General features: G+C 31.5%; 29 protein-coding genes, 1 pseudogene and 1 riboswitch. Of the genes and pseudogenes, 24 read left to right on the top strand and 6 right to left on the bottom strand.

Annotated elements, in window-relative coordinates; all coding sequences use genetic code 11:
- The first annotated feature begins 21 nt into the window (after window positions 1-21).
- Window positions 22-129: an IS3 family transposase gene (locus LQ611_RS12490; protein WP_220473078.1), complete on the top strand. Its 108-nt coding sequence runs from the start codon at window positions 22-24 to the stop codon at window positions 127-129.
- A 336-nt stretch (window positions 130-465) separates the two neighbouring features.
- On the opposite strand, the gene LQ611_RS12485 is transcribed toward LQ611_RS12490, so the two are convergent.
- Both LQ611_RS12485 and LQ611_RS12480 read right to left on the bottom strand, forming a co-directional pair.
- Window positions 466-963: a P-loop nucleotide/nucleoside kinase family protein gene (locus tag LQ611_RS12485; RefSeq protein WP_103361430.1), complete on the bottom strand. Its 498-nt coding sequence runs from the start codon at window positions 961-963 to the stop codon at window positions 466-468.
- An 88-nt stretch (window positions 964-1051) separates the two neighbouring features.
- Window positions 1052-1471 (bottom strand): YolD-like family protein, encoded by a 420-nt coding sequence (locus LQ611_RS12480; RefSeq protein WP_232339593.1) that lies wholly within the window; start codon window positions 1469-1471, stop codon window positions 1052-1054.
- A gap of 257 nt (window positions 1472-1728) precedes the next feature.
- On the opposite strand from LQ611_RS12480, the gene comGC reads away from it, so the two are divergent.
- The 8 genes from comGC to gcvPB all read left to right on the top strand — a co-directional run bounded on the left by comGC (window position 1729) and on the right by gcvPB (window position 7923).
- Entirely contained in the window at window positions 1729-1995 is a 267-nt protein-coding gene (gene comGC / locus LQ611_RS12475; RefSeq protein ID WP_103361428.1) for a competence type IV pilus major pilin ComGC, read from the top strand.
- On the top strand, window positions 1973-2422 hold the full coding sequence (gene comGD, locus LQ611_RS12470; RefSeq protein ID WP_259339431.1) for a competence type IV pilus minor pilin ComGD: 450 nt from the start codon (window positions 1973-1975) through the stop codon (window positions 2420-2422). The genes comGC and comGD overlap by 23 nt, the downstream gene beginning before the upstream one ends.
- Window positions 2406-2687, top strand: coding sequence for a competence type IV pilus minor pilin ComGE (gene comGE, locus LQ611_RS12465; protein ID WP_107566175.1), 282 nt, complete (start codon window positions 2406-2408; stop codon window positions 2685-2687). The genes comGD and comGE overlap by 17 nt, the downstream gene beginning before the upstream one ends.
- Window positions 2662-3096 carry a competence type IV pilus minor pilin ComGF gene (locus LQ611_RS12460; RefSeq protein WP_107591145.1) on the top strand — a complete coding sequence of 145 codons (435 nt, stop codon included), beginning with the start codon at window positions 2662-2664 and terminating at the stop codon, window positions 3094-3096. The genes comGE and LQ611_RS12460 overlap by 26 nt, the downstream gene beginning before the upstream one ends.
- A gap of 234 nt (window positions 3097-3330) precedes the next feature.
- Window positions 3331-3819, top strand: coding sequence for a shikimate kinase (locus LQ611_RS12455; RefSeq protein ID WP_107634358.1), 489 nt, complete (start codon window positions 3331-3333; stop codon window positions 3817-3819).
- A gap of 16 nt (window positions 3820-3835) precedes the next feature.
- A riboswitch (glycine riboswitch) is annotated at window positions 3836-3931 on the top strand.
- Window positions 3932-4011: 80 nt separating this feature from the next.
- A complete protein-coding gene (gcvT, locus tag LQ611_RS12450) occupies window positions 4012-5100 on the top strand; it encodes a glycine cleavage system aminomethyltransferase GcvT (RefSeq protein WP_107634359.1) in 1089 nt (362 codons plus the stop codon).
- An 11-nt stretch (window positions 5101-5111) separates the two neighbouring features.
- Window positions 5112-6455, top strand: coding sequence for an aminomethyl-transferring glycine dehydrogenase subunit GcvPA (gcvPA, locus tag LQ611_RS12445; RefSeq protein WP_107591126.1), 1344 nt, complete (start codon window positions 5112-5114; stop codon window positions 6453-6455).
- Window positions 6448-7923, top strand: a complete 1476-nt coding sequence (gene gcvPB, locus LQ611_RS12440; RefSeq protein ID WP_107591127.1) for an aminomethyl-transferring glycine dehydrogenase subunit GcvPB — start codon at window positions 6448-6450, stop codon at window positions 7921-7923. The genes gcvPA and gcvPB overlap by 8 nt, the downstream gene beginning before the upstream one ends.
- Before the next feature lie 263 nt (window positions 7924-8186).
- Here gcvPB and LQ611_RS12435 read toward each other — a convergent pair whose 3' ends face one another.
- Both LQ611_RS12435 and LQ611_RS12430 read right to left on the bottom strand, forming a co-directional pair.
- On the bottom strand, window positions 8187-8705 hold the full coding sequence (locus LQ611_RS12435) for a helix-turn-helix domain-containing protein (protein ID WP_119495492.1): 519 nt from the start codon (window positions 8703-8705) through the stop codon (window positions 8187-8189).
- A gap of 160 nt (window positions 8706-8865) precedes the next feature.
- Window positions 8866-9246, bottom strand: coding sequence for a rhodanese-like domain-containing protein (locus tag LQ611_RS12430; protein ID WP_025904950.1), 381 nt, complete (start codon window positions 9244-9246; stop codon window positions 8866-8868).
- A 120-nt stretch (window positions 9247-9366) separates the two neighbouring features.
- Between LQ611_RS12430 and LQ611_RS12425 the strand changes: the two genes are divergently transcribed.
- On the top strand, window positions 9367-10197 hold the full coding sequence (locus tag LQ611_RS12425; RefSeq protein ID WP_107591164.1) for a lipoate--protein ligase family protein: 831 nt from the start codon (window positions 9367-9369) through the stop codon (window positions 10195-10197).
- Between the two features lie 165 nt (window positions 10198-10362).
- Here LQ611_RS12425 and LQ611_RS12420 read toward each other — a convergent pair whose 3' ends face one another.
- Together LQ611_RS12420 and LQ611_RS12415 are read right to left on the bottom strand one after the other, a co-directional pair.
- The gene (locus tag LQ611_RS12420) at window positions 10363-10575 is read right to left on the bottom strand and encodes an SA1362 family protein (protein WP_048539730.1); all 213 of its coding nucleotides are present in this window, start codon (window positions 10573-10575) and stop codon (window positions 10363-10365) included.
- A 55-nt stretch (window positions 10576-10630) separates the two neighbouring features.
- On the bottom strand, window positions 10631-11221 hold the full coding sequence (locus LQ611_RS12415) for a hypothetical protein (protein WP_107634168.1): 591 nt from the start codon (window positions 11219-11221) through the stop codon (window positions 10631-10633).
- A gap of 99 nt (window positions 11222-11320) precedes the next feature.
- Here LQ611_RS12415 and LQ611_RS12410 point away from each other — a divergent pair, with 99 nt between their 5' ends.
- The 14 genes and pseudogenes from LQ611_RS12410 to LQ611_RS12345 all read left to right on the top strand — a co-directional run.
- Complete coding sequence (locus LQ611_RS12410; RefSeq protein ID WP_107590560.1) at window positions 11321-12376, top strand: M24 family metallopeptidase; 1056 nt, start codon at window positions 11321-11323, stop codon at window positions 12374-12376.
- 25 nt (window positions 12377-12401) lie between these two features.
- Window positions 12402-12959, top strand: coding sequence for an elongation factor P (gene efp, locus LQ611_RS12405; RefSeq protein ID WP_025904945.1), 558 nt, complete (start codon window positions 12402-12404; stop codon window positions 12957-12959).
- Window positions 12960-13140: 181 nt separating this feature from the next.
- Window positions 13141-13590: an acetyl-CoA carboxylase biotin carboxyl carrier protein gene (gene accB / locus LQ611_RS12400; RefSeq protein WP_025904944.1), complete on the top strand. Its 450-nt coding sequence runs from the start codon at window positions 13141-13143 to the stop codon at window positions 13588-13590.
- Window position 13591: 1 nt separating this feature from the next.
- Window positions 13592-14950: an acetyl-CoA carboxylase biotin carboxylase subunit gene (gene accC / locus LQ611_RS12395; protein ID WP_025904943.1), complete on the top strand. Its 1359-nt coding sequence runs from the start codon at window positions 13592-13594 to the stop codon at window positions 14948-14950.
- Window positions 14951-14962: 12 nt separating this feature from the next.
- Complete coding sequence (locus LQ611_RS12390; protein WP_025904942.1) at window positions 14963-15322, top strand: Asp23/Gls24 family envelope stress response protein; 360 nt, start codon at window positions 14963-14965, stop codon at window positions 15320-15322.
- Window positions 15323-15378: 56 nt separating this feature from the next.
- The gene (nusB, locus tag LQ611_RS12385; protein ID WP_025904941.1) at window positions 15379-15771 is read left to right on the top strand and encodes a transcription antitermination factor NusB; all 393 of its coding nucleotides are present in this window, start codon (window positions 15379-15381) and stop codon (window positions 15769-15771) included.
- A gap of 12 nt (window positions 15772-15783) precedes the next feature.
- The gene (xseA, locus tag LQ611_RS12380) at window positions 15784-17109 is read left to right on the top strand and encodes an exodeoxyribonuclease VII large subunit (protein ID WP_107634170.1); all 1326 of its coding nucleotides are present in this window, start codon (window positions 15784-15786) and stop codon (window positions 17107-17109) included.
- 32 nt (window positions 17110-17141) lie between these two features.
- A complete protein-coding gene (gene xseB, locus LQ611_RS12375; RefSeq protein WP_153653573.1) occupies window positions 17142-17333 on the top strand; it encodes an exodeoxyribonuclease VII small subunit in 192 nt (63 codons plus the stop codon).
- The gene (locus LQ611_RS12370) at window positions 17314-18192 is read left to right on the top strand and encodes a polyprenyl synthetase family protein (protein ID WP_107634171.1); all 879 of its coding nucleotides are present in this window, start codon (window positions 17314-17316) and stop codon (window positions 18190-18192) included. The genes xseB and LQ611_RS12370 overlap by 20 nt, the downstream gene beginning before the upstream one ends.
- 56 nt (window positions 18193-18248) lie before the next feature.
- Window positions 18249-20117, top strand: coding sequence for a 1-deoxy-D-xylulose-5-phosphate synthase (gene dxs / locus LQ611_RS12365; protein ID WP_107634172.1), 1869 nt, complete (start codon window positions 18249-18251; stop codon window positions 20115-20117).
- A gap of 148 nt (window positions 20118-20265) precedes the next feature.
- Window positions 20266-20718 carry a transcriptional regulator AhrC/ArgR gene (gene ahrC, locus LQ611_RS12360; RefSeq protein WP_025904936.1) on the top strand — a complete coding sequence of 151 codons (453 nt, stop codon included), beginning with the start codon at window positions 20266-20268 and terminating at the stop codon, window positions 20716-20718.
- A 17-nt stretch (window positions 20719-20735) separates the two neighbouring features.
- Window positions 20736-22412 carry a DNA repair protein RecN gene (recN, locus tag LQ611_RS12355; protein ID WP_103361411.1) on the top strand — a complete coding sequence of 559 codons (1677 nt, stop codon included), beginning with the start codon at window positions 20736-20738 and terminating at the stop codon, window positions 22410-22412.
- 23 nt (window positions 22413-22435) lie between these two features.
- Complete coding sequence (locus LQ611_RS12350) at window positions 22436-23140, top strand: response regulator (RefSeq protein ID WP_107634173.1); 705 nt, start codon at window positions 22436-22438, stop codon at window positions 23138-23140.
- 86 nt (window positions 23141-23226) lie between these two features.
- Window positions 23227-23823, top strand: a pseudogene (locus tag LQ611_RS12345) (IS3 family transposase); the annotation flags it as partial.

Raw genomic sequence — 23823 nt, 5'->3', positions numbered from 1 at the left:
GAGCTTAGAAGCTCTAATACCATTGTAATAGATATTGTCGAAAATTACATTGAAAACTATAATAAAGTTAGAATTCAACAAAAACTAGGCTGCTTATCCCCTATAGAATATAGGAAATTAGCAGCCTAGAAAATAGTGTTTTTATTGTGCTCCCTTAGTAAGGGTGCAGTGCCATGAATAGGTGGGCTTTTTTTATGCTATAATTTAATTAGGCGGAAGAGGTTAGAAGTATATAGCCACCCATATTACAGGGTGGTCTTTTTATTTTTACTGCTTTTATCGTTATTAAATAAAAAGTGGTAAAGTAGTTGGAATATGATACAAACCACCGGTATAAGTAGGTAATATTCTGCTGGAAGTACATATACTAAAATTAGACATAAAATTAGAAAGGGAACCATTAGAATATAATACCTTTTGTCTTTAAACATTTAATCACCTTATAGAGATAGTGTACTTTATTTATTAATCATTGCTATTTATTTCTAGAATATTTAATCCTTCCAATTCCTTTGGTTCCTCGAAGAATGAAGTGAGATAATTGAAAGTAGATTCAGTATCAAAATTATTCCTTTCTGGTTCCTCTAGTTGTCTTATTTTTAGGTGTTCTAAACATTTTTTGTTATCAACATTTATATATATAAGTTTATGATAGGCATTTATTTCATTAGCTATATTTAATAACCATCTTCTTTGATTTTTGGTGTTTCCTGGAAAGTCCATAACTACATCTGTCCCAACACACAATATATTCTGTACATGTTTTTTTATCAAAGGTTTTATTTGTTTTGACAAATTTTGATAATCTTCTATTGTCTTAATTTTATTTGGATACAGACTTTCAAGCCATTCGTCTTCTGATAATAAAACTGCATTTTTTTCGTTCGTTAATTGTTTTGACATTGTTGTTTTTCCAGCACCCATTTTACCTGTGAAAAAATATAAAGTTCCTAAATTATTCATATTGAATCTACTCCTAAATGTTTTTGGATTATAATAGTTTTTACTTTAATATACACTTTATCATAAATGTACTGTAAATATGGTGCTTTTACTCTATCTCCACAATACAATCCATACTCAATAATACTTTCTCGCCATTCTCTAGTACCTCTAACTTATTCCTTTCACTATCAAACTTATTAATCTCACATTCAATCGTTTTGTAGTATCCATTTTCCCAATACTTAATCGTTGCTGGTGGATCATAAAATAATTTTTGAGCCAACACATCGTTCAAATCACGTAACGCTAATTCATCTAAGATAGGTTTATCTGTCTTACTTTGGTCTTTAATATGCTGATTAATAATTTCGTATTGTTGTGGCACACTAGCAAATGGCGCCCACTTAATCATCTTACGTCCCTCTGGGATATTACTGTTTAGATACTTTTTAGGTATTTTTCTATAGTCCGTTTCATATTTATATGGTTCGGGCATACCAGGGTTAATGATTTTCAATTTAAACACCTCACGTATAATTAGTAGTTTAATTATACGAACAAATGTTCTGTTTTCTAAAGCGATGTTTAACTAAAATATTGACCACATATATAATTGTCAGAAAACTCAACACAAAGAGATTATAGATATTAAAAAGTAACATATTGACCACAGGGAAATAATAAAACGATGAATAAAAATAAATATAATTTTTTAGTTATTCCTGCAACAACAGTACTTCGAATGTAATAGAATATATAGCGTTTATCGTTACTATAATTGAAATGTTAATAGTTCTTCTAATAATAAGTATATTATTGGTGATCATCATACCAAACATTAGCAAGCAATCAGAGACGGTAAAAAGTACTGGATGTCAGGCTCAAGTGAAGATGGTTGCTGGACAAGTAGAAGCTTATACATTGAAGCACGATGCTAAACCAAATTCTATAAATGATTTAGTAAGTGATGGTTATATTAATCAAAAGCAACTGACATGTAAATCAGGTGAAACAATTACACTTGAAAATGGTGAAGTTGTTGCACATTAATGTTAATAAAGGTTTTACGCTGGTGGAAATGATTATTGTGTTATCCATCATCAGTATTATCTTTATGGTGACAATGTATTTATCTATAAACGCATTGGCTCGTAGTGGATTAAACAATGGCATAGATGATTTTGAAACTAAGCTAGAGTTCTTAGAAACGAAATCTCTATCACAAAAGCAACCTATATTAGTTTGGTTTAAACCTAATTCAGATAAAATATTTTATCAAATTGAGAAGAATCAGATTCAATCCATATCGCTCTATAAAGGTCGTATTTCTAAAAATAATGAGTTTACGACATTAGTTTTTGATGGAGAGGGGAATATTAACCAATTTGGTACTTTAAAAGTGGAATTTAATGAAAGAAAGTATCATGTTATTTTTCGCATCGAGAAAGGGAGATATAGAATTGTTGAAACGACATGATGGGTATGTGTTTATAGATTTTATGTTGTCTATTTTTATCATAATGCTATTGAGTGGGACATTACTGCCTTTAGTTACAACATTAAATGAAAATATCACTCGAGAACACGATAGAATAAAGCTTTATCAAATGCTTTATCAAACTGTGCAATCAAAATCTATCGAACCAAAATATGATGTAAAGAGATATAAATATTTAGAGTTTAATACAAAAGTTTGTATGAAAGATGAATTGAAAAATGAAAAAATATGTATTGAAAAATAGTAAAGGCTTTACGATGATAGAAATGCTACTGTCATTATCTTTTTTATTAATTATATTAGCTTTAATCCCATTGCTCATTAAGAGGCTTTATTTATTTAAAGATAATGCAATGGATCATACACATTTTGAATTGATGATGTTCAGAAAAGAACTCTCCGATGAAATAAAAGAGAGTACTATAAAATTAGACAACGCTTATAACAGGATTAAATTCATAAATGAAATACGTTCTACAGAATTCACATTATTAAATGGAAAGATAATAAAAACTATAAATGGCCGAGGTAACATCACTTTGGTTAATAATGTGAAGACTTTTCAAGTAGATAAAATATCTAACGAAACGTTTAAAGTATTTATTATTATAAGAAAAGGCGATAAAGAAATACATGAAGAAATTTATATCTAATGATGCTGGTTTTATTTTACCGTTATTACTTGGAATATTATTTATATATAGTTCCTTTTTGTCATTTTACTTAGTACAATATAGCTTTAAGCTTAATACTTATCACAATTTAGAGCAATACTATGTACGTGAAATAAAAATTATGATAAATAAATAATTTTAAGCTTTTTATTTTCTGAATAATGAGATAGAATAAAGTTTAAGTTGAAATGAAACAACTGAGGAGTAGATTTAATGTCAATCGTATTAATTGGATTTATGGGTGTTGGCAAAACAACTATCGGAAATTTGTTGAGCGAACATTATGATAAAAGTTTAGTAGATATAGATACTTATATCGTTGAAACAACTCAATTACCAATCCCACAAATTTTTGAAAAATATGGTGAAAAACATTTTAGAGATTTAGAGTATCAGGCTTTAAAAAAATGGATTGACCAAGATGTGATTATTTCAACTGGTGGCGGTATTGTAGAATCAGAATTATGTAAAGAATTATTAAAGCAAAATGAAAATACTTTTTGGTTAAAATGTGATGTCGAAATTCTATTTAATAGAATTAATCATGATAATAACAGACCGAATGCTAACGGAAAGTCATTAAATGAATTAAAAACCTTGTATTCAAAACGAGAATTAAGTTATAATGAAATCGCATTCAAGCATATTGATGCTAACAGACCTAGAGAAGTAGTTGCAAGTGAGATTATTGAATCTCTATAAGCTTAAATATTTGCGAATGATCAAAGTTAGAGAGAATGAATGATATATTCATCGCCGAAGGAGCAAGCCAGATTTGAGTGAATCTCTCAGGCAAAAGGATAACTTTGTGACGCATTCCTGAAGAGCACTTCAACAGGGTAGCGAAAGCTACCCTGTTTTTTTATTATACATATTCAGAAGGGGAGAGTTATGATGACGACAGATTTAAAACAAACACCTTTGTATCAAACTTATATAGATCAAGGTGCTAAAGTAATTGATTTTTCTGGATGGGCTTTACCGGTCCAATTTTCAAGTATTAAAGAGGAACACAATGCAGTAAGAAATCATGTTGGTATTTTTGATGTAAGTCACATGGGTGAAATTCTCGTTACAGGTGAAGAAGCGGATCAGTTTATTCAATACGCATTAACGAATGATTCAACATTATTAACTGATAGTAAAGCTCAATATACAACGCTATGTAACCAAGATGGTGGCGTAATTGATGATTTAGTTGTTTATAAATTAGACGACAAAGTTTATTTCTTAGTTGTCAATGCAGGTAATACAGATAAAGACTTCGAATGGTTAAAATCAATTAAAGATTTTAATGTAAATGTTGAAAATAAATCTTCTGAATATGGCCAATTAGCAATTCAAGGTCCAGAAGCACGCGAACTAATTCAAAAATTAGTCAGTGATGATGTATCAGAAATGAAAATGTTTGAATTTAAACAAAATGTAACACTATTCGGGAAAGAAGTTATATTATCTCAATCTGGTTACACAGGTGAAGATGGATTCGAAGTTTATTGTGATGCTGCAGATACAAAAGCTATTTGGGATGGTTTTATAAACGAAAATGTTGTTCCATGTGGTCTTGGTGCACGCGATACATTAAGACTTGAAGCTGCATTACCATTACATGGCCAAGATTTATCTGAACAAATCACACCATATGAAGCTGGCATTGGATTTGCTGTTAAACCATTAATTGAAGATGACTTTATTGGCAAAGATGTATTGAAAGCTCAAAAAGAAAATGGTGCTCCAAGAAAATCAATCGGTATAGAAATGATTGATAAAGGCATACCAAGAACAGATTATGCAATTCTAGATACTGATGGTAATGAAATTGGTTATGTAACTTCTGGAACTCAGTCTCCATCAACTGGCAAATCAATTGCTATGGGATTAATTGAGAAGAGTGCATTTGAATTAGATAAAGAAATTTTAATACAAGTTAGAAAAAGACAAGTAAAAGCTAAAATTGTTAAAAAATCATCATTTAAATCATAGGAGTGAATAAAATGGGTCACCGCTATATACCTTTAACTGAAAAAGATAAATCTGAAATGTTAGATGTCATTGGTATTCAATCTGTAGACGAATTATTTACGGATATACCTGAATCTGTAAGGTTTAATAAACCGTTAAATATTAAAGAAAAGAAAGCTGAAACGCCTTTATTACGTGAACTTTCTCAAATTGCGAATAAAAATATTACAAGTGAAACACATGCTTCATTTTTAGGCGCTGGCGTATATGATCACTATATTCCAACTGTTGTCGATCATGTTATATCTCGTTCAGAATTTTATACTGCTTATACACCTTATCAACCAGAAATTTCACAAGGTGAATTACAAGCTATTTTTGAATTTCAAACTTTAATTTGCGAACTAACTGGTATGGATGTAGCCAATTCATCTATGTATGATGGTGGAACTGCTTTTGCTGAAGCTGCTGTTCTTGCAGCAGGTCATACTAAGAAATCAAAAGTAATTGTATCTAAATCTGTACATTATCAATCTATAGAAGTACTTAAAACTTATACAAAAGCACAAGACATTGAAGTAGTTGAAGTTGATTTAGACGGTACTGTAACAGACTTAGAAAAGTTAAAAGCAGTTATCGATGACGATACAGCAGCAGTATGTGTACAATATCCTAACTTCTTTGGTTCTTTAGAAGACTTAGAGGCAATTAAACAATTAATTGAAGATAAAAAAGCTTTATTTATTGTATCAAGCAATCCATTAGCACTTGGTTTAATTACACCTCCTGGAGAGTTCGGTGCTGATATTGTTGTTGGTGATGCACAAGTATTCGGTATTCCAGCACAATATGGTGGACCTCATTGTGGTTATTTTGCATCTACTAAGAAACTTATGAGAAAACTACCAGGACGTTTAGTAGGTCAAACGCAAGATGAAGATGGCAATAGAGGCTTTGTTCTTACGTTACAAGCACGTGAACAACATATTAGAAGAGATAAAGCGACTTCAAATATTTGTTCTAACCAAGCTCTAAATGCATTAGCAGCATCAGTTTGCATGAGTGCATTAGGTAAGAATGGTGTGTTTGAAATGGCTAAACTTAACATGGAAAAAACAACTTACATGAAACAAAAAATGCAAGAAGCTGGATTTGATGTGTTAGAAGGTATTTCATTCAACGAATTTGTTGTTAAATTTAACAAACCGATTAGTGAAATCAACGCTGAATTACTTGAAGAAGGTATTATTGGTGGATTTGACTTAGGTTTCATAGACGAAGCATTCAACAATCATATGTTAATTGCAGTAACAGAATTAAGAACAAAAGAAGAAATCGACACATTTATCAAAAAAGTAGGTGAATACAGTGCGTAAACCATCAAGCGAATTAATATTTGAAAGATCTAGAAAAGATAGATTTGCATATTCTTTACCTGAAAAAGATGTTGAAACACAAGATGTTCAAGATCTTTTAGGAGATAAATTTACAAGAAAACAAAAAGCAGAATTACCAGAAGTTAGTGAATTAGATTTAATGCGCCACTACACTGAATTATCTAATAAAAACCATGGTGTAGATACAGGATTCTATCCTTTAGGTTCATGTACGATGAAATACAATCCTAAAATCAATGAAAAAGTCGCTAGAATGTCTGGCTTTGCAAACGCACATCCATTACAAGATGTTTCAACTGTACAAGGTTCATTAGAAATCATTTATGATTTACAAGAGCATTTAAAAGAAATTACGGGTATGGATGAAGTAACACTTCAACCTGCAGCAGGTGCGCACGGTGAATGGACTGCTTTATTAATGATTAAAGCTTTCCACGAAGCAAATGGCGATTTCAATAGAACGAAAGTTATCGTTCCAGACTCAGCTCACGGTACGAATCCAGCTTCTGCAAAAGTAGCAGGTTTCGATACAGTAACTGTAAAATCTAATGAAAAAGGATTAGTTGATATCGAAGACTTAAAACGTGTAGTTGGAGACGACACAGCTGCTATCATGTTAACTAACCCTAACACATTAGGTTTATTCGAAGAAGATATTTTAGAAATCAGAGAAATCGTACACCAAGCAGGTGGTAAATTGTATTACGATGGTGCTAACTTAAATGCAATTATGAGTAAAGTTAGACCTGGTGATATGGGATTTGACGCTGTTCACTTAAACTTACACAAAACATTCACAGGACCTCATGGAGGCGGTGGACCTGGTTCAGGGCCAGTCGGTGTTAAAGCAGATTTAGTACCATTTTTACCTAAACCAACAGTAGTTAAAGAAAATGATACATTTAAATTCGAACATGATATGCCACAATCTATCGGAAGAGTTAAACCATTCTTCGGTAACTTCGGTATCTATTTAAGAGCTTATACTTATATTAGAACGATGGGACCAGATGGATTAAAAACAGTTTCAGAAACAGCTGTATTAAATGCTAATTACATGTTGAGAAGATTACAAGATCACTTTGATACACCATATACACAACACTGTAAACACGAATTCGTAATCAGTGGTTCAAGACAGAAAAAACTTGGTGTAAGAACATTGGATATTGCTAAACGTCTCTTAGACTTTAACTTCCATCCACCAACAATTTACTTCCCAATCAACGTGGAAGAATGTATGATGATTGAGCCAACAGAAACAGAATCTAAAGAAACTTTAGATGCATTCTGCGATACGCTTATTCAAATTGCTAAAGAAGCAGAAGAAACACCAGAAGTTGTATTAGAAGCACCACATACAACTGTCATTGGCCGATTAGATGAAACACAAGCAGCAAGAAAACCAGTACTTAAATTTGAATTACTAAAAGAAGAAAAAGCATAATAAAAAGCGTCTTTGTTGTAATTTCTAAATTAAAATAAATAACATCTCATTCCTTATATTCAAATAGGGTAATGAGATGTTTTTTTTTTGAAAATATTAGATGGTTAGACAAGATATGAGTTAAAGACAATATAAACTCACGAGATTAAGAAAGATATGAGTTAAATATCACATTAACTCACGAGATTGCAAAACATGTGAGTTAAATACAACATTAACTCACGAGTGTACTGAACCCAAAAATCTAAACCTTAATTAGTATATTATTTCAAAGGTTTGTCTCCTGTAATTTTTGGGAGATAAGCTATACTTGCCTTTAAAGTCTCGACTTCATTTCTAAGTCTTTCAAGTTCTTCACGTTCATTTTCATTTAAAGGTAAATTTTTATTATCTGATTTAGCCCGTTTTTTAGTCATAGTGTGAGATAGTCCCTTTTGTTTATTATCTATATCAAGACGACATTTTTCATCAAACTGACGTTGCCAATTGGCAATGATAATAGGATTAATAATCCTAAAGTGATTCGCAGTATCTTGATAAGACAACATATTTTCTTGTCTAAATTTTAAAACAGATAATTTAAATTCGCTAGTATAAACAGTATTTCTACTTTTTACTTCTAAGCCTTCTTCTCCGAACTCTTTATATTGATTGACCCAAATCCGAAGTACAGACCAACTTGAAACACCATATTTTAAAGCAATTGTTCTATAACTTTGATGTCCTTCTAAATATTCTTTTACAAGTTTTAGTTTAAATTTAAATTCATATTTTTTCCTCATTAGAATGCACCCCAATAATTTGATTTGTTTAGGTCAAATATTTGGGTTCACATCAGAGATTGTATAAAATGTGAGTTAAAAACTACATTAACTCACGAGATTCATCTCTTATATAATAAAAAGCGTCTTGGTCGTATTAAACGATCAAGACGCTTTAATATTATTTAGATTTAACTTTACCAGTCCATTTTTTATAGCCGCCTTTAAGCATGAATAATTCAGTGTAACCTTTTTTCTTCATCATTCTAGCAGCTCTATAACTTGCTACGCCATTTGCGTCACAAAAATATATAGGTTGGTCTTTACGTAAACCTTGATATCTTGTACGAAATACACTCATCGGTATATTTCTTGCCCCGATAATATGACCATAGTCAAAATCAGCCTTTTCACGCAAGTCTATAACTTGTGCCTTTCTTAATCCCTTATGGAATTCATTTTGATCTAATTCTTTTACTGCGCGCTTATTTAATGAATAGTTAATTGCCATATAAATGATAATCAAGACTAGGACTATGAGCGCGATATACCAATAATTCATGGTCTGATTCCTCCCAATTCAAGTCGATACCCTTATTATAAGATTTCTTGTGAGATTTATCAAAATTTTTTTGCTAAAATAGAAAAGTACATAAGAATTAATTGAATAGGAGTTTTAATTGTGAAAGAAACTTGGCACTTTATAAACACGAAATCGAATAATCCATATTATAATATGGCAGTTGATGAAGCACTTATGAATTTTGTGAGTAGAGGAGAAATCGATCCTGTTATTAGATTTTACACATGGGATCCAGCTACGTTATCAATTGGATATTTTCAAAAACTAACTAAAGAAATTGATATTGAAAAAGTAAAAGAAAAAGGTTTTGGACTTGTAAGACGTGCTACAGGAGGTAGAGGTGTCTTACACGATAAAGAGTTAACTTATAGCGTCATCGTTCCAGAATCGCATCCAAATATGCCTAAAACGGTAACAGAAGCATATAGAGTCATTTCAGAAGGATTGTTAGAAGGATTCAAGTCCTTAGGGTTTGATGCATACTTTTCAATTCCAAAGACAAAAGAAGAAAGAGATAAACTTAAGACACCACGTAGTTCAGTTTGTTTTGATGCGCCAAGTTGGTATGAACTTGTTGTAGAAGATAGAAAAATAGCAGGCAGTGCCCAAACACGTCAAAAAGGCGTTATCTTGCAACACGGTTCAATTTTACAAGATATAGATGTTGATGAATTGTTCGATATGTTTATATATAGAAATGATCGACTAAAAGATAAAATGAAAGCTGCATTTACAGATAAAGCAGTTGCTATCAATGATTTATCAGATAAATACATCACTTTAGAAGAAATGGAAACAGCATTTTATGAAGGATTCAAAAAAGGTTTAGATATTGAATATAAACCACTTGAATTTACTGAAGAACAACTTGCTGAAATTAAACAATTGGAAGAAAAATATAAATCAGAAGATTGGACTTATAGAAAGTAAATATTTAACTGTGGTATTTTTTTTAGCGCTGACTCCTGCGGGAACAGCATGATTCGAAGACTACAGGCTGAGAACATGCCCGCGGAAAGCATGCGCATAAAAAAATGCCGGCAAAGTCTAAGACTTTGTCGACACTCTGAAAAGAGACTTCAATAGTCTCTTTTTTTATCTATTTCTACGCTTTTGTTTGCGCATGGCTTTTTTATATTTTCGTTGATCTGGCGTTAAAAAGAAGAAATAGTAAATTAGATAGATGATTAATCCGAATATGATTAATGAGACAATCATACGAATGAAGCCCATGATAAAGAAATCAAGATTCATAATTAATCCAAAAACTGCTATAGCAATAATTAAATAGAATAAAACATTTTTCATAAAATCTCACCTTAAATTATTAGTCTATTTAATATAGCACATTTTATGTATAATCTCACTCAATTTGACCTATCTCTTTGTCTAATCCATGAAGCTCATCAATAGCTTTTTGAATATCTTTTTTATCCTTTTTATTGTAGGCATCATTTAAATCTTTAAACACTTTTTCAAAACTTGTTGATAGCTTTAACATGCTTTTATGAAGAGATTTATAATCTTTAGGAATAGTTTTACCTTTCATTTCATCTTTATATCTATCAGTAATGTTTTCTTGATTGTGATAAATATTTTCTAATTCATTTTTAGTATGTTCGTCGTCAAATTTTGAAGTTACATTTTTCTTAATTTTGTTATAACTTGCTATATTCGTTTTCGTTTCATTTACAAATTTTGTAGATGACTTTAAATATTGAGTTGTAAACTGGCTAGACGACTCTTGTTCATTTTGTTTAATTTTACTTTTAACACTATTTTCTTTTTGTTTATATGTTTTGTTTTTATCTTCTAAGTCTAATACTTCTTGTTTTAATTTTCGATTATCACTTTTTAATGAAGACTTCTTTTCTTCAAGTTGTTGAACTTTATCATTTCCACACGCAGATAAGACAACTGTACTTGCCATGATTGTTATAATTGTTTTTCTCATGTTTATTTACTCCCAATGTTTTACTGTGAAAAAATTTCGATATGTATGATATTATTTTAATGTATATAGATTTATTGTACAAATAGAAAGGGGATAATTATGAAAATTAATAAATTAAGAGAAGTCATGAATCAAAAAGGTCTTGAAGCAGTTGTAATTCTATCACCGTATAACAGAAGATATCTTTCTGGATTTACAGGGACAAGTGGTAGTCTACTAATTACACAAGATAAATCCCTTTTAATTACGGACTTTAGATACATTCAACAAGCGAATGATCAAGCTCAAGATTTTGAAGTTATTAATCAAGAAGGACCAATGCTAGGTAAGATTAATGAACTGATAAAAGAAGGTCAATATAAAAAAGTTGGCGTTGAAACACATTTAATTACTTATAATGAATATCAAGCATTAAATACAGATGCAGTTGAACTTTCTTCTATTGAAGGTGTTATTGAAACAATCAGAATGATTAAAGACGAATTTGAAATTAAACAAATTCAAAAAGCAGCTGACATTGTAGATGAAACATATGAACACATTTTAAAATGGGTTAAACCAGGCATGACTGAAAATGAAGTGAATAATGAAATGGAAATGTTCATGAGAAGTAAAGGCGCAACATGTTCTTCATTTGATACGATTGTTGCTTCTGGCCACCGTGGTGCATTACCGCATGGAGTAGCAAGCAATAAAGTTATCGAAGAAGGAGATATGATTACTTTAGACTTCGGTGCACTTTATGAAGGTTACGTTAGTGATGTTACGAGAACATTTGCAATTGGTGAACCTAAAGAAGAAATGAAGAAAATCTATAACATAGTTTTAGAAGCACAATTAGCTGCTTTAGAACAAATTAAACCGGGGATGACTGGTAAAGAAGCAGATACAATTGCAAGAGATGTTATTAAAAGTTATGGATATGGAGAACAATTTGGTCACTCATTGGGGCACGGCATTGGATTAGAAGTACATGAAGGTCCAGGTTTATCTCAAAAATCAGATATTGTACTTGAAGAAAATATGTGTATCACATTAGAACCAGGTATTTATGTAGATGGTTTAGGTGGCGTTAGAATAGAAGATGACGTATTAGTTACAAAAAATGGCTTACAGCGCTTTACTAAATCTTCAAAAGACCTTATTATTTTATAAGAAGGTATAAATAGGAGGAAAATGAATGATTTCAGTTAATGATTTTAAAACAGGTTTAACAATTAAAGTTGATAATGGCATTTGGAAAGTTATGGACTTCCAACATGTAAAACCAGGTAAAGGTGCGGCATTCGTACGTTCTAAATTAAGAAACTTAAGAACTGGTGCAATCCAAGAGAAAACTTTTAGAGCCGGTGAAAAAGTTGAAAAAGCTCAAATCGATAATCGTCGTATGCAATATCTATATGCTAATGGTGATAGCCATGTGTTCATGGATAACGAAACTTACGATCAACTAGAGTTACCTGGTGATAAACTAGAATATGAACTTAAATTTATTAAAGAAAACATGGAAGTTCAAATCCAATCTTACGAAGGTGAAACAATTGGTATTGAATTACCAAATACAGTTACACTTCAAGTAACAGAAACTGAACCTGGTATTAAGGGTGACACAGCAACTGGTGCAACTAAACAAGCTACAGTTGAAACAGGTTATAGTTTAAACGTACCGTTATTTGTTAATGAAGGTGATTTACTTGTCATTAACACTACTGACGGAAGCTACGTATCAAGAGGTTAATATTAAACATTAAAATGAGGCCGGGACAGTAATTTGTGTCCTGGCCTCAATCATTTTAGTTAAATTAGGAATCGATCTTATTTACATTTATAATTAAATATTAAAATCTCTTGAATTGGTATGACCACTAAAGTAAAATGTATGAAGTGTAACGTATTAGAATTTAAAAGGAGTTTTTCAAATGAACTTAAAACAAATTAAAGAACTAGTTGATGTGTTAGATAATTCTTCTTTAACTGAAATTGATATTAATGATAAAGATTTTAAACTAACTTTAAAAAAAGATATTAAACAAGAAATCATTTATAGCCAAGGTGCAACAAATGTCGTTGCAGAACAACCTCAACAAGCAACTCAAGCTGCACCACAACAAAATGTTGAACAAGAAGCACCAAGTGGTTTAACAATTAATGCGCCAATGGTTGGTACATTCTATAAATCACCATCTCCTGATGAAGGTCCATACGTTCAAGTAGGTTCACGTGTAGAAGCTGATACAACTGTATGTATTTTAGAAGCAATGAAATTATTTAATGAAATTCAAGCAGAAGTTTCTGGTGAAATCACTGAAATATTAGTTGAAGACGGACAAATGGTAGAGTATGGCCAACCGTTATTCAAGGTGAAGTAATATGAAAAAAGTATTAATTGCAAATAGAGGGGAAATTGCAGTAAGAATCATTAGAGCTTGTAGAGAATTAGACATACAAACGGTCGCAATTTATTCAGAAGCTGATAAAGATGCATTACATACTCAAATAGCAGATGAAGCTTATTGTGTTGGACCGACACAATCTAAAGATTCATACCTTCATGTTCCTAATATTATTTCAATTGCAAAATCAACAGGTTGTGACGGTATCCATCCTGGATATGGTTTCTTAGCCGAAAATAGTGATTTTGCTGAAATGTGCGAAGCATGCCAAATTAAATTTATTGGACCTAGTTATCAATCTATCCAGAAGATGGGTATTAAAGACGTTGCGAAAGAAGAAATGATCAAAGCGAACGTACCTGTTGTGCCTGGTAGTGATGGTTTAGTAGATACAGTAAGAATTGCTAAGAAATGTGCGAAGAAAATTGGTTATCCCGTTATTATTAAAGCTACTGCCGGTGGTGGTGGTAAAGGTATCCGAATTGCACGTAATGAAGAAGAACTTGTAACAGGCTTTAGAATGACACAACAAGAAGCTGAAACAGCATTCGGTAACAAAGGTTTATACTTAGAAAAGTTCATCGAAAACTTTAGACATATTGAAATTCAAGTAATGGGTGATTCAGAGGGTAATGTTATACATCTTGGTGAACGTGATTGTACGATCCAAAGACGTATGCAAAAATTAGTAGAAGAATCGCCATCACCAGTCCTTTCTGAAGAAATGCGTAAAGAAATGGGTGAAGCGGCTATTAGAGCAGCTAAAGCCGTTAATTATGAAAATGCTGGTACAATTGAATTTATTTATGATTTAGATGCTGAAACGTTCTATTTCATGGAAATGAATACGCGTATTCAAGTAGAACATCCTGTTACAGAGATGGTTACTGGAATGGATTTAGTTAAACTTCAACTTAAAGTAGCAAGTGGTGAAACATTACCTGTTACACAAGAAGAAGTTGACTTGAGTGGACATGCGATTGAATTTAGAATCAACGCAGAAAGCCCATTTAAGAATTTTATGCCATCACCAGGTAAAATTAATCAATATTTAACACCAGGTGGATTTGGTGTTCGTATTGATTCAGCTTGTTATACAGGATATACGATTCCGCCTTATTACGATTCAATGGTTGCGAAGCTAATTGTTCATGGTAAAGATAGAACAGATGCAATTCAAATCGGTAAAAGAGCTTTATCAGAATTTTTAGTTGCTGGCATAGATACTACGATCCCATTCCATTTAAGATTGTTAGAAAATGATGTATTTGAATCAGGTGATTTTAATACCAATTTCCTAGAGATTCATGATATTATAAATAATGAAGACAAATAGGGAGGGATTCAAATGGCTAAAACAATTGAAAATAAAAAGCCTTCTTTAGGTAAAATAGAGATTGCGCCAGAAGTTATTGAGGTCATTGCGAGCATTGCGACTACTGACATTAAAGGTGTATCTCATATGCAATCCGTTTTTAATAAGAATTCCTTAGAAAAATTCGGGAAAAAGAATTTTGGTAAAGGTATTAAAGTCGATATTAAAGAAGACGGCATCTACATTAATGTCTACTGTACATTTGACTACGGTACAAAAATTTCTGAAACAGCACGTAAAGTACAATCAGAAATTAAACAAGCATTAAATACGATGACGGCATTAACACCAAAAGAAGTTAATGTACATATCGTTAATATACATTTCCAATAATAAAATGATTAATTAAGAGGATGCGTGCATCCTCTTATTCTTTGAAGGAGAAGAATATGAAAAGAACAGAACTAAGAGAGATTGTCTTTAAATCACTATATCAATTAGAAAATAACAAAACTGATTTAACAGTAGAAGAAGCGATTCAATATTTAGTGGAAGATTTTAAAGGTGAACAATATTTATACGTGAAAAACTTTGTTAAAGAAGTTATAGAGAAAAAAGACGAACTAGATGAAATTGTAAGTCCACATTTAAAAAACTGGACATTAGACCGTTTACTTAAGACTGATAGAATCATTTTAAGAATGGCAACTTATGAATTGAAATATACAGATACACCAGAGAAAGTTATATTTAATGAAGCAGTAGAAATTGCGAAAGTATACAGTGATGATGATCACTATAAATTTATTAATGGTGTATTAAGCAGTTTATCAAAAAGTTAAAGAGTGATATAAATGGATAAGTATTTATCAGTTACAGCAATAACTAAATATATCAAATATAAATTTGATCAAGATCCACATCTACTTAATGTCTTTATTAAAGGTGAAATTTCAAACTTTAAAAGACATTCAAGTGGTCATCTTTACTTTGCCTTAAAAGACGATAAAGGTGTACTTAGTGCTATGATGTTTAAATCGAGCGCAAATCAATTGTCGTTTAATCCTAAAGAAGGTGACCAAGTACTTGTTGAAGGTAGAATTGGGGTTTATGAATCAAGAGGTGCTTACCAAATTTATGTTCAATCTATGCAATTAGATGGTGTTGGTCTTCTATATGAAAAATTTGAAGCACTCAAAAAAGAATTAGCAGAAAAAGGGTACTTTGACCAAGCACATAAATTAAGCATACCTAAATATCCTAAGAAAATCGCTGTGTTGACAGCATCGACTGGCGCTGCAATAAGAGATATATGTTCTACTTTAGATAAGCGATATCCACTTGCAGAACAAGTGTTAATGAGCACTTTAGTTCAAGGTAAAGGAGCTAAGGATAATATTATTAACAACATTAAAGAAGCTGATTCCATGGGTGTTGATGTTATTATCGTTGGTCGTGGTGGTGGATCTATTGAAGATTTATGGAGCTTCAATGAAAGAGAAGTTGTAGAAGCCATTTATCATTGTAAGACGCCTGTTATTTCAGCAGTTGGTCATGAAACAGATACGACATTAAGTGATTTTGTCAGTGATGTAAGAGCTGCAACACCAACACAAGCTGCAGTTATTGCGACACCAGATATTAATGCGCTGTATCAACTGATTTCAAATGCTAGACAGTATTTAACAAAACATATCACGCAATCTATACAGCAAGATAAACATAAATTAAAACAACTTTCATCATATTATAAATTGAAGACGCCTTCATTGTTATATGATCAAGAAACTCAGAAGTTAGATGAATTACAAAAACAATTATCTAGAAATTTAGAACAAACTGTTACGCGTAATAATCATAAGCTGGATATCTTACAAAATAAATTGCGAATCACACCAATTTATAATAAGACTTTTCAATTTAGACAAGATTTTGATCGTTTAAATATGCTTCAAACACAGCTCGTTAATCGAATTATAAGTCAAAAAAGACAAGCACTGACAAGCAAGTTAGCGCAATTAGATGCGTTAAGTCCGACTCAAATCATGTTAAGAGGTTATTCAATCATCGAAAAAGATGATAAAATCATTACAAGTAAAAATGATTTAAAAATTGACGATGATATTACAATCAATTTAAAAGATGGTAAAATAAATGCTAATGTTAAGGAAATTAGGTGACAAATGTGGCTAAAGAACAAACTTTTGAAGAAATGATGGAAGAATTAGAAAAAGTCGTCGGTAAATTAGACGAAGAAAATATTTCTCTTGAGGAATCAATTGAACTTTATCAAAGAGGTATTGAATTAAGTAGTAAATGTGAAACGAAACTTAAAGCAGCTGAAGATAAAGTAAATAAACTTGTTCAAAAAGAAGGTGATTCAGATGAGTCAAATCATGAATAGTTATGTAGATAAGTTCACTGAATCACTTAAACAAACGAAACTAGATTCAGTTGTAAATACACAATTAGAAGAAAGTATGCGTTATTCTTTATTAGCAGGTGGTAAGCGTATTCGTCCTGTACTATTATTAATGACTTTATCGATGTTAAAGACAGATATTAATAAAGGAATGGAAACGGCAAAAGCACTTGAAATGATACATACATATTCCCTTATACATGATGATTTACCAGCTATGGATAACGATGATTACAGACGAGGAATGAAAACGAATCATAAAATCTATGGTGATGCGACTGCAATTTTAGCTGGTGATGCATTATTAACAAAGGCTTTTGAACTGATTACTAAAGATACATATATAGAAGCTGACGACAAAGTGAAATTGATCAGATTGCTTTCTGAATCAGCAGGCCATCAAGGTATGGTTGGTGGACAAGTGTTAGATATGGAAAGTGAAAACAAAGAAATATCACTAGATACTTTACGCAAAATTCACAGATATAAAACTGGCGCATTGATACGTTTTTCTGTCGTTGCAGCCTGCACAATCGCTAAAGTTAATAGCAAGACATTTTTATTACTTGATTCATTTAGCCAAGAATTAGGCTTAATATTCCAAATTAAAGATGATTTACTAGATATTGAAGGGGATTTCGATAAAATAGGTAAGTCAGTTGGTAGTGACGTCGCGAATCATAAGAGTACTTATGTGTCTTTATTAGGTAAGACCAATACTAAGGTTGCTTTAGAACAACATGTGAATCAAGCGTTATATTTACTAGATCAACTAGAAGATCAATATAACACTGAAGAACTCAAGTCTCTCACAAAATTATTTGCAAATAGAGAAAATTAATCTATTCAATAATTAAGATGACTGGTCACAAGAATCGGGCTAAAGGTGGTTAAAAAATGGATGTTTCAAAAATAAAAAACCCATCCTTCCTCAAAGATTTATCTCATCAAGAACTTGAACAACTGAGCAGTGACATTAGAAAATTTTTAATTGAAACTTGCTCAGTAACTGGCGGACATATTGGGGCAAATTTAGGTGTGGTTGAATTAACATTGAGTCTACATAAACATTTTAATAGCCCTGTAGATAAAATATTATGGGATGTTGGACATCAAACTTACATTCATAAAATATTAACCGGAAGAGGCCATGAATTTAATTCTTTGCGACAATATAAAGGATTAAGTGGTTTTCCTAAAATGAAAGAATCTGAACATGATGTATGGGAAGCTGGACATAGTTCAACTTCTTTATCTGCTGCTGTGGGGATGGCAAAAGCGAGAGATATATTAGGACAAAATCATCATGTTGTACCTGTAATTGGAGATGGTGCTTTAACAGGTGGTATGGCTCTAGAAGCGTTAAACCACATAGGCCATGACAAAACGAATTTAACGATTATTTTAAATGATAACGAAATGAGTATCGCGCCAAATGTCGGTGCAATGCACAATATGTTTGCAAGAATACGATCTAATCAAAATTATAATCGCTTTAAATTTGATGCTGAAAGTTTGATTAACAGATTGCCTGGTGGAGATTTGTTAAAAGACTCTGCGGATAAAATTAAAGACAGTTTGAAATATTTAGTCGTAGATGGTATTTTCTTTGAAGAACTTGGCATTAAATATATTGGTCCTGTAGATGGCCATGATTTTAAAGCATTAGATGAAGCGATCACCGTTTCTAAACAAATGGACAAACCTGTTCTCATACACGTTGTCACTAAGAAAGGTAAGGGTTATAAACCTGCTGAGAAAGATATAATTGGGACTTGGCATGGTTTAGGACCATATAAGCTTGAAACTGGTGAAGTGATAAAAGGAAATGCTGAAGGTCCTGCATGGAGTGCTTTAATGAGTGATGAAGTATTAGCATATGCGCAACAAGACAAACGAATTGTTGCAATCACGCCAGCTATGCCTGTAGGATCAAAATTAACAAAATTTCAACAAATGTTACCTGAACAATTTTTTGATGTAGGTATTGCTGAACAGCATGCTGTTACGATGGCAGCAGGATTAGCAACACAAGGTATGAAACCATATGTCGCAATCTATTCAACTTTTATGCAACGTGCTTACGATCAGTTGTTACATGATGTAGATCGTCAAAACTTAAACGTATTATTTGGCGTTGATCGAGCAGGCCTTGTTGGAGCTGATGGAGAGACACACCAAGGTGTCTTTGATGTTGGCTTTTTAAGTCAATTTCCTAACTTTACAATTATGATGCCTAAAGACGGTAATGAAGCGAAAAATATGATCAAAACTGCTTTTGAAACTGACCATGGTCCAATGGCGATTAGATACCCAAGAGGTAATGCGCCATTACTTGATGATTCTAAAAATAGTGAACGACTTAAAATAGGATCTTGGAATGTTGAAAGAAACGGCGATGATTTAACTATTATAAGTTATGGACCAACAGTTTCACTTGTAACAGAGGTAGCAGATGAATTATTAAAAGAGGACATCCATATCAATATCATTAATGCTCGGTTTATAAAACCTATGGACTATGAAATGCTTCATAGTCTCGGTAAAGCGTCTAAACCGATCTTGACAGTTGAAGAAGCAATGTTGACTGGTGGGTTAGGAAGTCAAATTGCTACTTTTATGAAAGACAATGATTATCATAATATTATGCGTAGAATAGGCATAAATGATACATATATTGAGCATGGAGACGTAGGTTTATTATTAGAAGATATTGGTATCTCTAAATCAAATATCATATCTACCGTCAAATCTTTAATTAAGTAGTTAAGAGAAATATATGAATATTTATGTTAAAAAAGGCGCTTTAGTATATCTAAAGCGTCATTTAAATGTTTATAGCGCTTACATTACTATTTTTTTCAATTTTATGCTATTATAAATGTATAAATATTCATTAACAGAGGTGTATGTAATGGCGAACAAAACTATGCGTCAGATTAAGATAAGAGAAATAATTTCTAACGAACAAATTGAAACACAAGAAGAATTAGTCAAAAGACTAAATGAATATGATTTGAATATCACACAAGCTACTATATCTCGTGATATTAAAGAACTTCAATTAATTAAAGTTCCAGCACCTTCTGGTCAATATATCTATAGTTTACCTAGAGATCGTAAATATCACCCGATTGATAAATTAGGTAGATATTTAATGGATTCATTTGTAAAAATTGACGGAGCAGATAATTTATTAGTCCTTAAAACATTACCAGGTAATGCACAATCAATTGGTGCAATTATTGACCAAATCGATTGGACAGAAGTAATTGGGACGATATGCGGTGATGACACATGCTTAATTATTTGTAAAGATACTGAAGCAGCTGAAGTTATTACGGATAGAATTTTTAATATGCTTTAAAGGAGATTTAATATACAATGTTACAAGCACTTACAATTAAACAATTCGCTATAATTGAATCTTTAGAAATTAATTTTTCAGGTGGACTAACTGTTTTAAGCGGTGAAACTGGTGCTGGTAAATCTATTATTATAGATGCTATTGGTCAGTTAGTAGGTGCAAGAGCCTCACAAAGTTTCGTGAGACATGGTGAACAGAAGGCGACAATTGAAGGCGTATTTGATATTGATAATGTACCTAACGTCAATAAAATCTTAAGTGAGTTAGATATCGACTTTGACGAAGATTTCTTGTTTGTAAAAAGAGAAATCTTTGCTTCAGGGAAAAGCATATGTAAATTAAACAATCAGAATGTAACGCTATCTGATTTAAAAATTGTCATGCAAGAATTACTTGATATTCATGGGCAACATGAAACACAAATATTACTTAAACCTAAATATCATTTATCATTGTTAGATGATTATGCTGATGGTACTTATCAAGCTGAAATTGATCAATACGACGAGACTTTTCAATCTTATCGCTTAAAGAAACAAGAACTTGAAAAGTTAGAATCTCAAGACCAAGCATTATTACAAAGATTAGATTTAATAAAATTCCAACGAGATGAATTACAAGATGCGAATTTAAAAGAAGACGAAATTGATTTTTTAAATCAAGAAATTAAGAAACTTCAAAATCACGAAAAAATAAACGAAAGTCTTAATAAAGCGCATATGTTATTGAGTAGTGAAGAAAACATTACAGATAAAATTTATGAGCTTAATCAAGAAATTCAACATATCAACGATATAATTCCGGATAAATACACTGCTTTTAGTGAAGAATTAGATCAAATGTATTACACTTTAGAAGACTACAAACATGAACTATATAATGAGTTAACGTCTAATGACTTTGATGAATCTTTACTAAATGAGTATGAGTCTAGATTAAATGTACTCACAGACCTCAATCGTAAATATGGCAAAAGCATACCTGAATTAATCAAATATAGAGATAAAATTGACGATGAAATTTATAAAATTGAGAACTACGAACAAAGTACATCTCAATTACGTGAAGAAATTAATGATCTTTATACAAACGTTGTAAAATACGGTGAAGCACTATCGACTAAAAGAAGACAAGTTGCGTTGGATCTTAGAGATAGATTAGTTGAAGAAGTACAGAATTTACACATGCAAGATGCGAATATAGAAATTACATTTACTAAAACGAAGCCTACTCAATATGGCTTAGAAGAAGTAGAATTCTTAATCAGTCCCAATAAAGGTGAACCATTAAAAAGCTTAAATAAAATAGCTTCTGGCGGTGAACTATCGAGAATAATGCTTGCGTTGAAAAGTATATTTGTTTCTTCAAAAGGACAAACAGCAATTTTATTCGATGAAGTAGATACAGGTGTATCTGGTAGAGTCGCACAAAAAATGGCTGAAAAAATGCATCAAATTGCGCAAACACTTCAAGTGATATGTATTTCTCATTTACCTCAAGTTGCAGCAATTAGTGATAATCATTTGTATATTGCTAAAGAAACCGTAAATGATAGAACAACGACTTCTATAAAACAATTAGATGGTGAAGATAAGATAGATGAAATAGCAAGAATGATATCAGGTGTTGAAGTTACAGAATTAACTCGACAACACGCTAAAGAAATGATTATACAAAACAAAAATTTAAAATAGAATGATTCGTTAGGGTGTTAAGCATGGTAATTAAGGTAGCAATAATAGAAGACTCGAAAGCATATGTTAGTGAGATGGCACAATATTTAAAGAAACACGATATTGAAATTGTTAATATTGGATACAACGGTAAAGAGGCACTCGACATTTTAAATGGAGAAGTTTTCGATGTTCTTCTATTAGACTTAATCTTGCCACATATAGATGGCATGACTTTGCTTAAAAAATATATAAAACAAAATAAGCAATTTAAAGTGATATGTATGAGTGCTTTTGTGAGTGATGATGTCTTAAAAGAATCTGTTTCATTAGGTGTAGATTACTTCTTAATTAAACCTGTTGAGTTTGATGTCTTGTTAGATACGATACAACGTGTAATAACGACTACAGATTCTAATATAGAAGAAATGGACGCTTTAGATTTATTACTAGAGAAGATTGGATTTTCATCAAATTTAAACGGGTATGAATATATAAAGTATGGTGTACACCTTATGCTTCAATATAATCGTAAGATGCCGTTAACTAAAGAACTTTATCCTTTAATTTCTCAAAATTATAATATACAAGCGAATAACGTTGAAAGGTCTATAAGACATGCTATTAAATTAGCTTGGGATAAAGAATTAAAGTCCTATTGGTATAATAGCGAAAAATTGTATGTACGACCTACAAATGGTGAGTTTTTATTACATCTATATGAAAAGTTTAAAAAAGAGACTAGGTAATGCACTAACCCCAGGATGTGGGAGTAAAATAAAAACACTTTCGTTGAATTCATATTAAAATGAATTTATACGGAGGTGTTTTTTCTATGAAAAGAGTGGCATATTCAGTTGAAACAAAATATAAAGTAGTAGAAATGAAACTCAAAGGATTTAGCACAAGAGAAATAATGGATACTTTAAATATTAAAAATGAATCTCAAGTTAATAAGTGGTGGAAATGGTATAGAGATGGTGAAACACATAGGTTTAATCAACAAGTGGGTAAACAATATTCCTATGGAAAAGGTATAGAAGAGTTAAGTACTGTTGAATCGCTCAAATTTCAATTAAAGCGCAAAGAAGTAGAAAATGAAATTTTAAAAAAGTACAAGGAATTGGAAAGGAAGTGGTCCCAGAAGTAGTTGTTGAATTAGTAAATGAATTAAAATCTAAATATACAGTAAAACTCATTTTAGAAACTTTAGATATTCCAAAATCAAATTATTACAGATGGAAAAACAAAGATTTCAGTATATCTGAGGATGAACGTGAAATTATAGAATTATGTAAGAAACATCGTTTTACGTATGGCTATAGAAAAATAACTGCCTTATTAAATAGAAAAAATAATAAACCAATTAATCACAAAAAAGTACAAAGGATTATGCAAAAACATAATTTAAATTGTAAAGTACGAATGAAGA

The organism is Mammaliicoccus sp. L-M44 (assembly GCF_022386355.1).
Taxonomy (GTDB): domain Bacteria; phylum Bacillota; class Bacilli; order Staphylococcales; family Staphylococcaceae; genus Mammaliicoccus; species Mammaliicoccus sciuri_A.
Note: the sequence above shows the minus strand (reverse complement) of the source record. Positions and strands in the feature narration are given on the sequence as shown.

Bases quoted from the DNA above. Each gene is read 5' to 3' on its own strand.
- LQ611_RS12415 (WP_107634168.1), bottom strand. From the start codon at position 11,221: ATGAGAAAAACAATTATAACAATCATGGCAAGTACAGTTGTCTTATCT.
- LQ611_RS12485 (WP_103361430.1), bottom strand. From the start codon at position 963: ATGAATAATTTAGGAACTTTATATTTTTTCACAGGTAAAATGGGTGCT.
- nusB (WP_025904941.1), top strand. From the start codon at position 15,379: ATGAAAAGAACAGAACTAAGAGAGATTGTCTTTAAATCACTATATCAA.
- dxs (WP_107634172.1), top strand. From the start codon at position 18,249: ATGGATGTTTCAAAAATAAAAAACCCATCCTTCCTCAAAGATTTATCT.
- gcvT (WP_107634359.1), top strand. From the start codon at position 4,012: ATGACGACAGATTTAAAACAAACACCTTTGTATCAAACTTATATAGAT.
- accC (WP_025904943.1), top strand. From the start codon at position 13,592: ATGAAAAAAGTATTAATTGCAAATAGAGGGGAAATTGCAGTAAGAATC.
- LQ611_RS12460 (WP_107591145.1), top strand. From the start codon at position 2,662: ATGAAAAAATATGTATTGAAAAATAGTAAAGGCTTTACGATGATAGAA.
- efp (WP_025904945.1), top strand. From the start codon at position 12,402: ATGATTTCAGTTAATGATTTTAAAACAGGTTTAACAATTAAAGTTGAT.
- comGC (WP_103361428.1), top strand. From the start codon at position 1,729: ATGTTAATAGTTCTTCTAATAATAAGTATATTATTGGTGATCATCATA.
- xseA (WP_107634170.1), top strand. From the start codon at position 15,784: ATGGATAAGTATTTATCAGTTACAGCAATAACTAAATATATCAAATAT.
- xseB (WP_153653573.1), top strand. From the start codon at position 17,142: ATGATGGAAGAATTAGAAAAAGTCGTCGGTAAATTAGACGAAGAAAAT.
- accB (WP_025904944.1), top strand. From the start codon at position 13,141: ATGAACTTAAAACAAATTAAAGAACTAGTTGATGTGTTAGATAATTCT.
- LQ611_RS12430 (WP_025904950.1), bottom strand. From the start codon at position 9,246: ATGAATTATTGGTATATCGCGCTCATAGTCCTAGTCTTGATTATCATT.
- LQ611_RS12435 (WP_119495492.1), bottom strand. From the start codon at position 8,705: ATGAGGAAAAAATATGAATTTAAATTTAAACTAAAACTTGTAAAAGAA.
- LQ611_RS12350 (WP_107634173.1), top strand. From the start codon at position 22,436: ATGGTAATTAAGGTAGCAATAATAGAAGACTCGAAAGCATATGTTAGT.
- LQ611_RS12455 (WP_107634358.1), top strand. From the start codon at position 3,331: ATGTCAATCGTATTAATTGGATTTATGGGTGTTGGCAAAACAACTATC.
- LQ611_RS12420 (WP_048539730.1), bottom strand. From the start codon at position 10,575: ATGAAAAATGTTTTATTCTATTTAATTATTGCTATAGCAGTTTTTGGA.
- LQ611_RS12370 (WP_107634171.1), top strand. From the start codon at position 17,314: ATGAGTCAAATCATGAATAGTTATGTAGATAAGTTCACTGAATCACTT.
- LQ611_RS12410 (WP_107590560.1), top strand. From the start codon at position 11,321: ATGAAAATTAATAAATTAAGAGAAGTCATGAATCAAAAAGGTCTTGAA.
- comGD (WP_259339431.1), top strand. From the start codon at position 1,973: ATGGTGAAGTTGTTGCACATTAATGTTAATAAAGGTTTTACGCTGGTG.
- recN (WP_103361411.1), top strand. From the start codon at position 20,736: ATGTTACAAGCACTTACAATTAAACAATTCGCTATAATTGAATCTTTA.
- ahrC (WP_025904936.1), top strand. From the start codon at position 20,266: ATGGCGAACAAAACTATGCGTCAGATTAAGATAAGAGAAATAATTTCT.
- gcvPA (WP_107591126.1), top strand. From the start codon at position 5,112: ATGGGTCACCGCTATATACCTTTAACTGAAAAAGATAAATCTGAAATG.
- LQ611_RS12390 (WP_025904942.1), top strand. From the start codon at position 14,963: ATGGCTAAAACAATTGAAAATAAAAAGCCTTCTTTAGGTAAAATAGAG.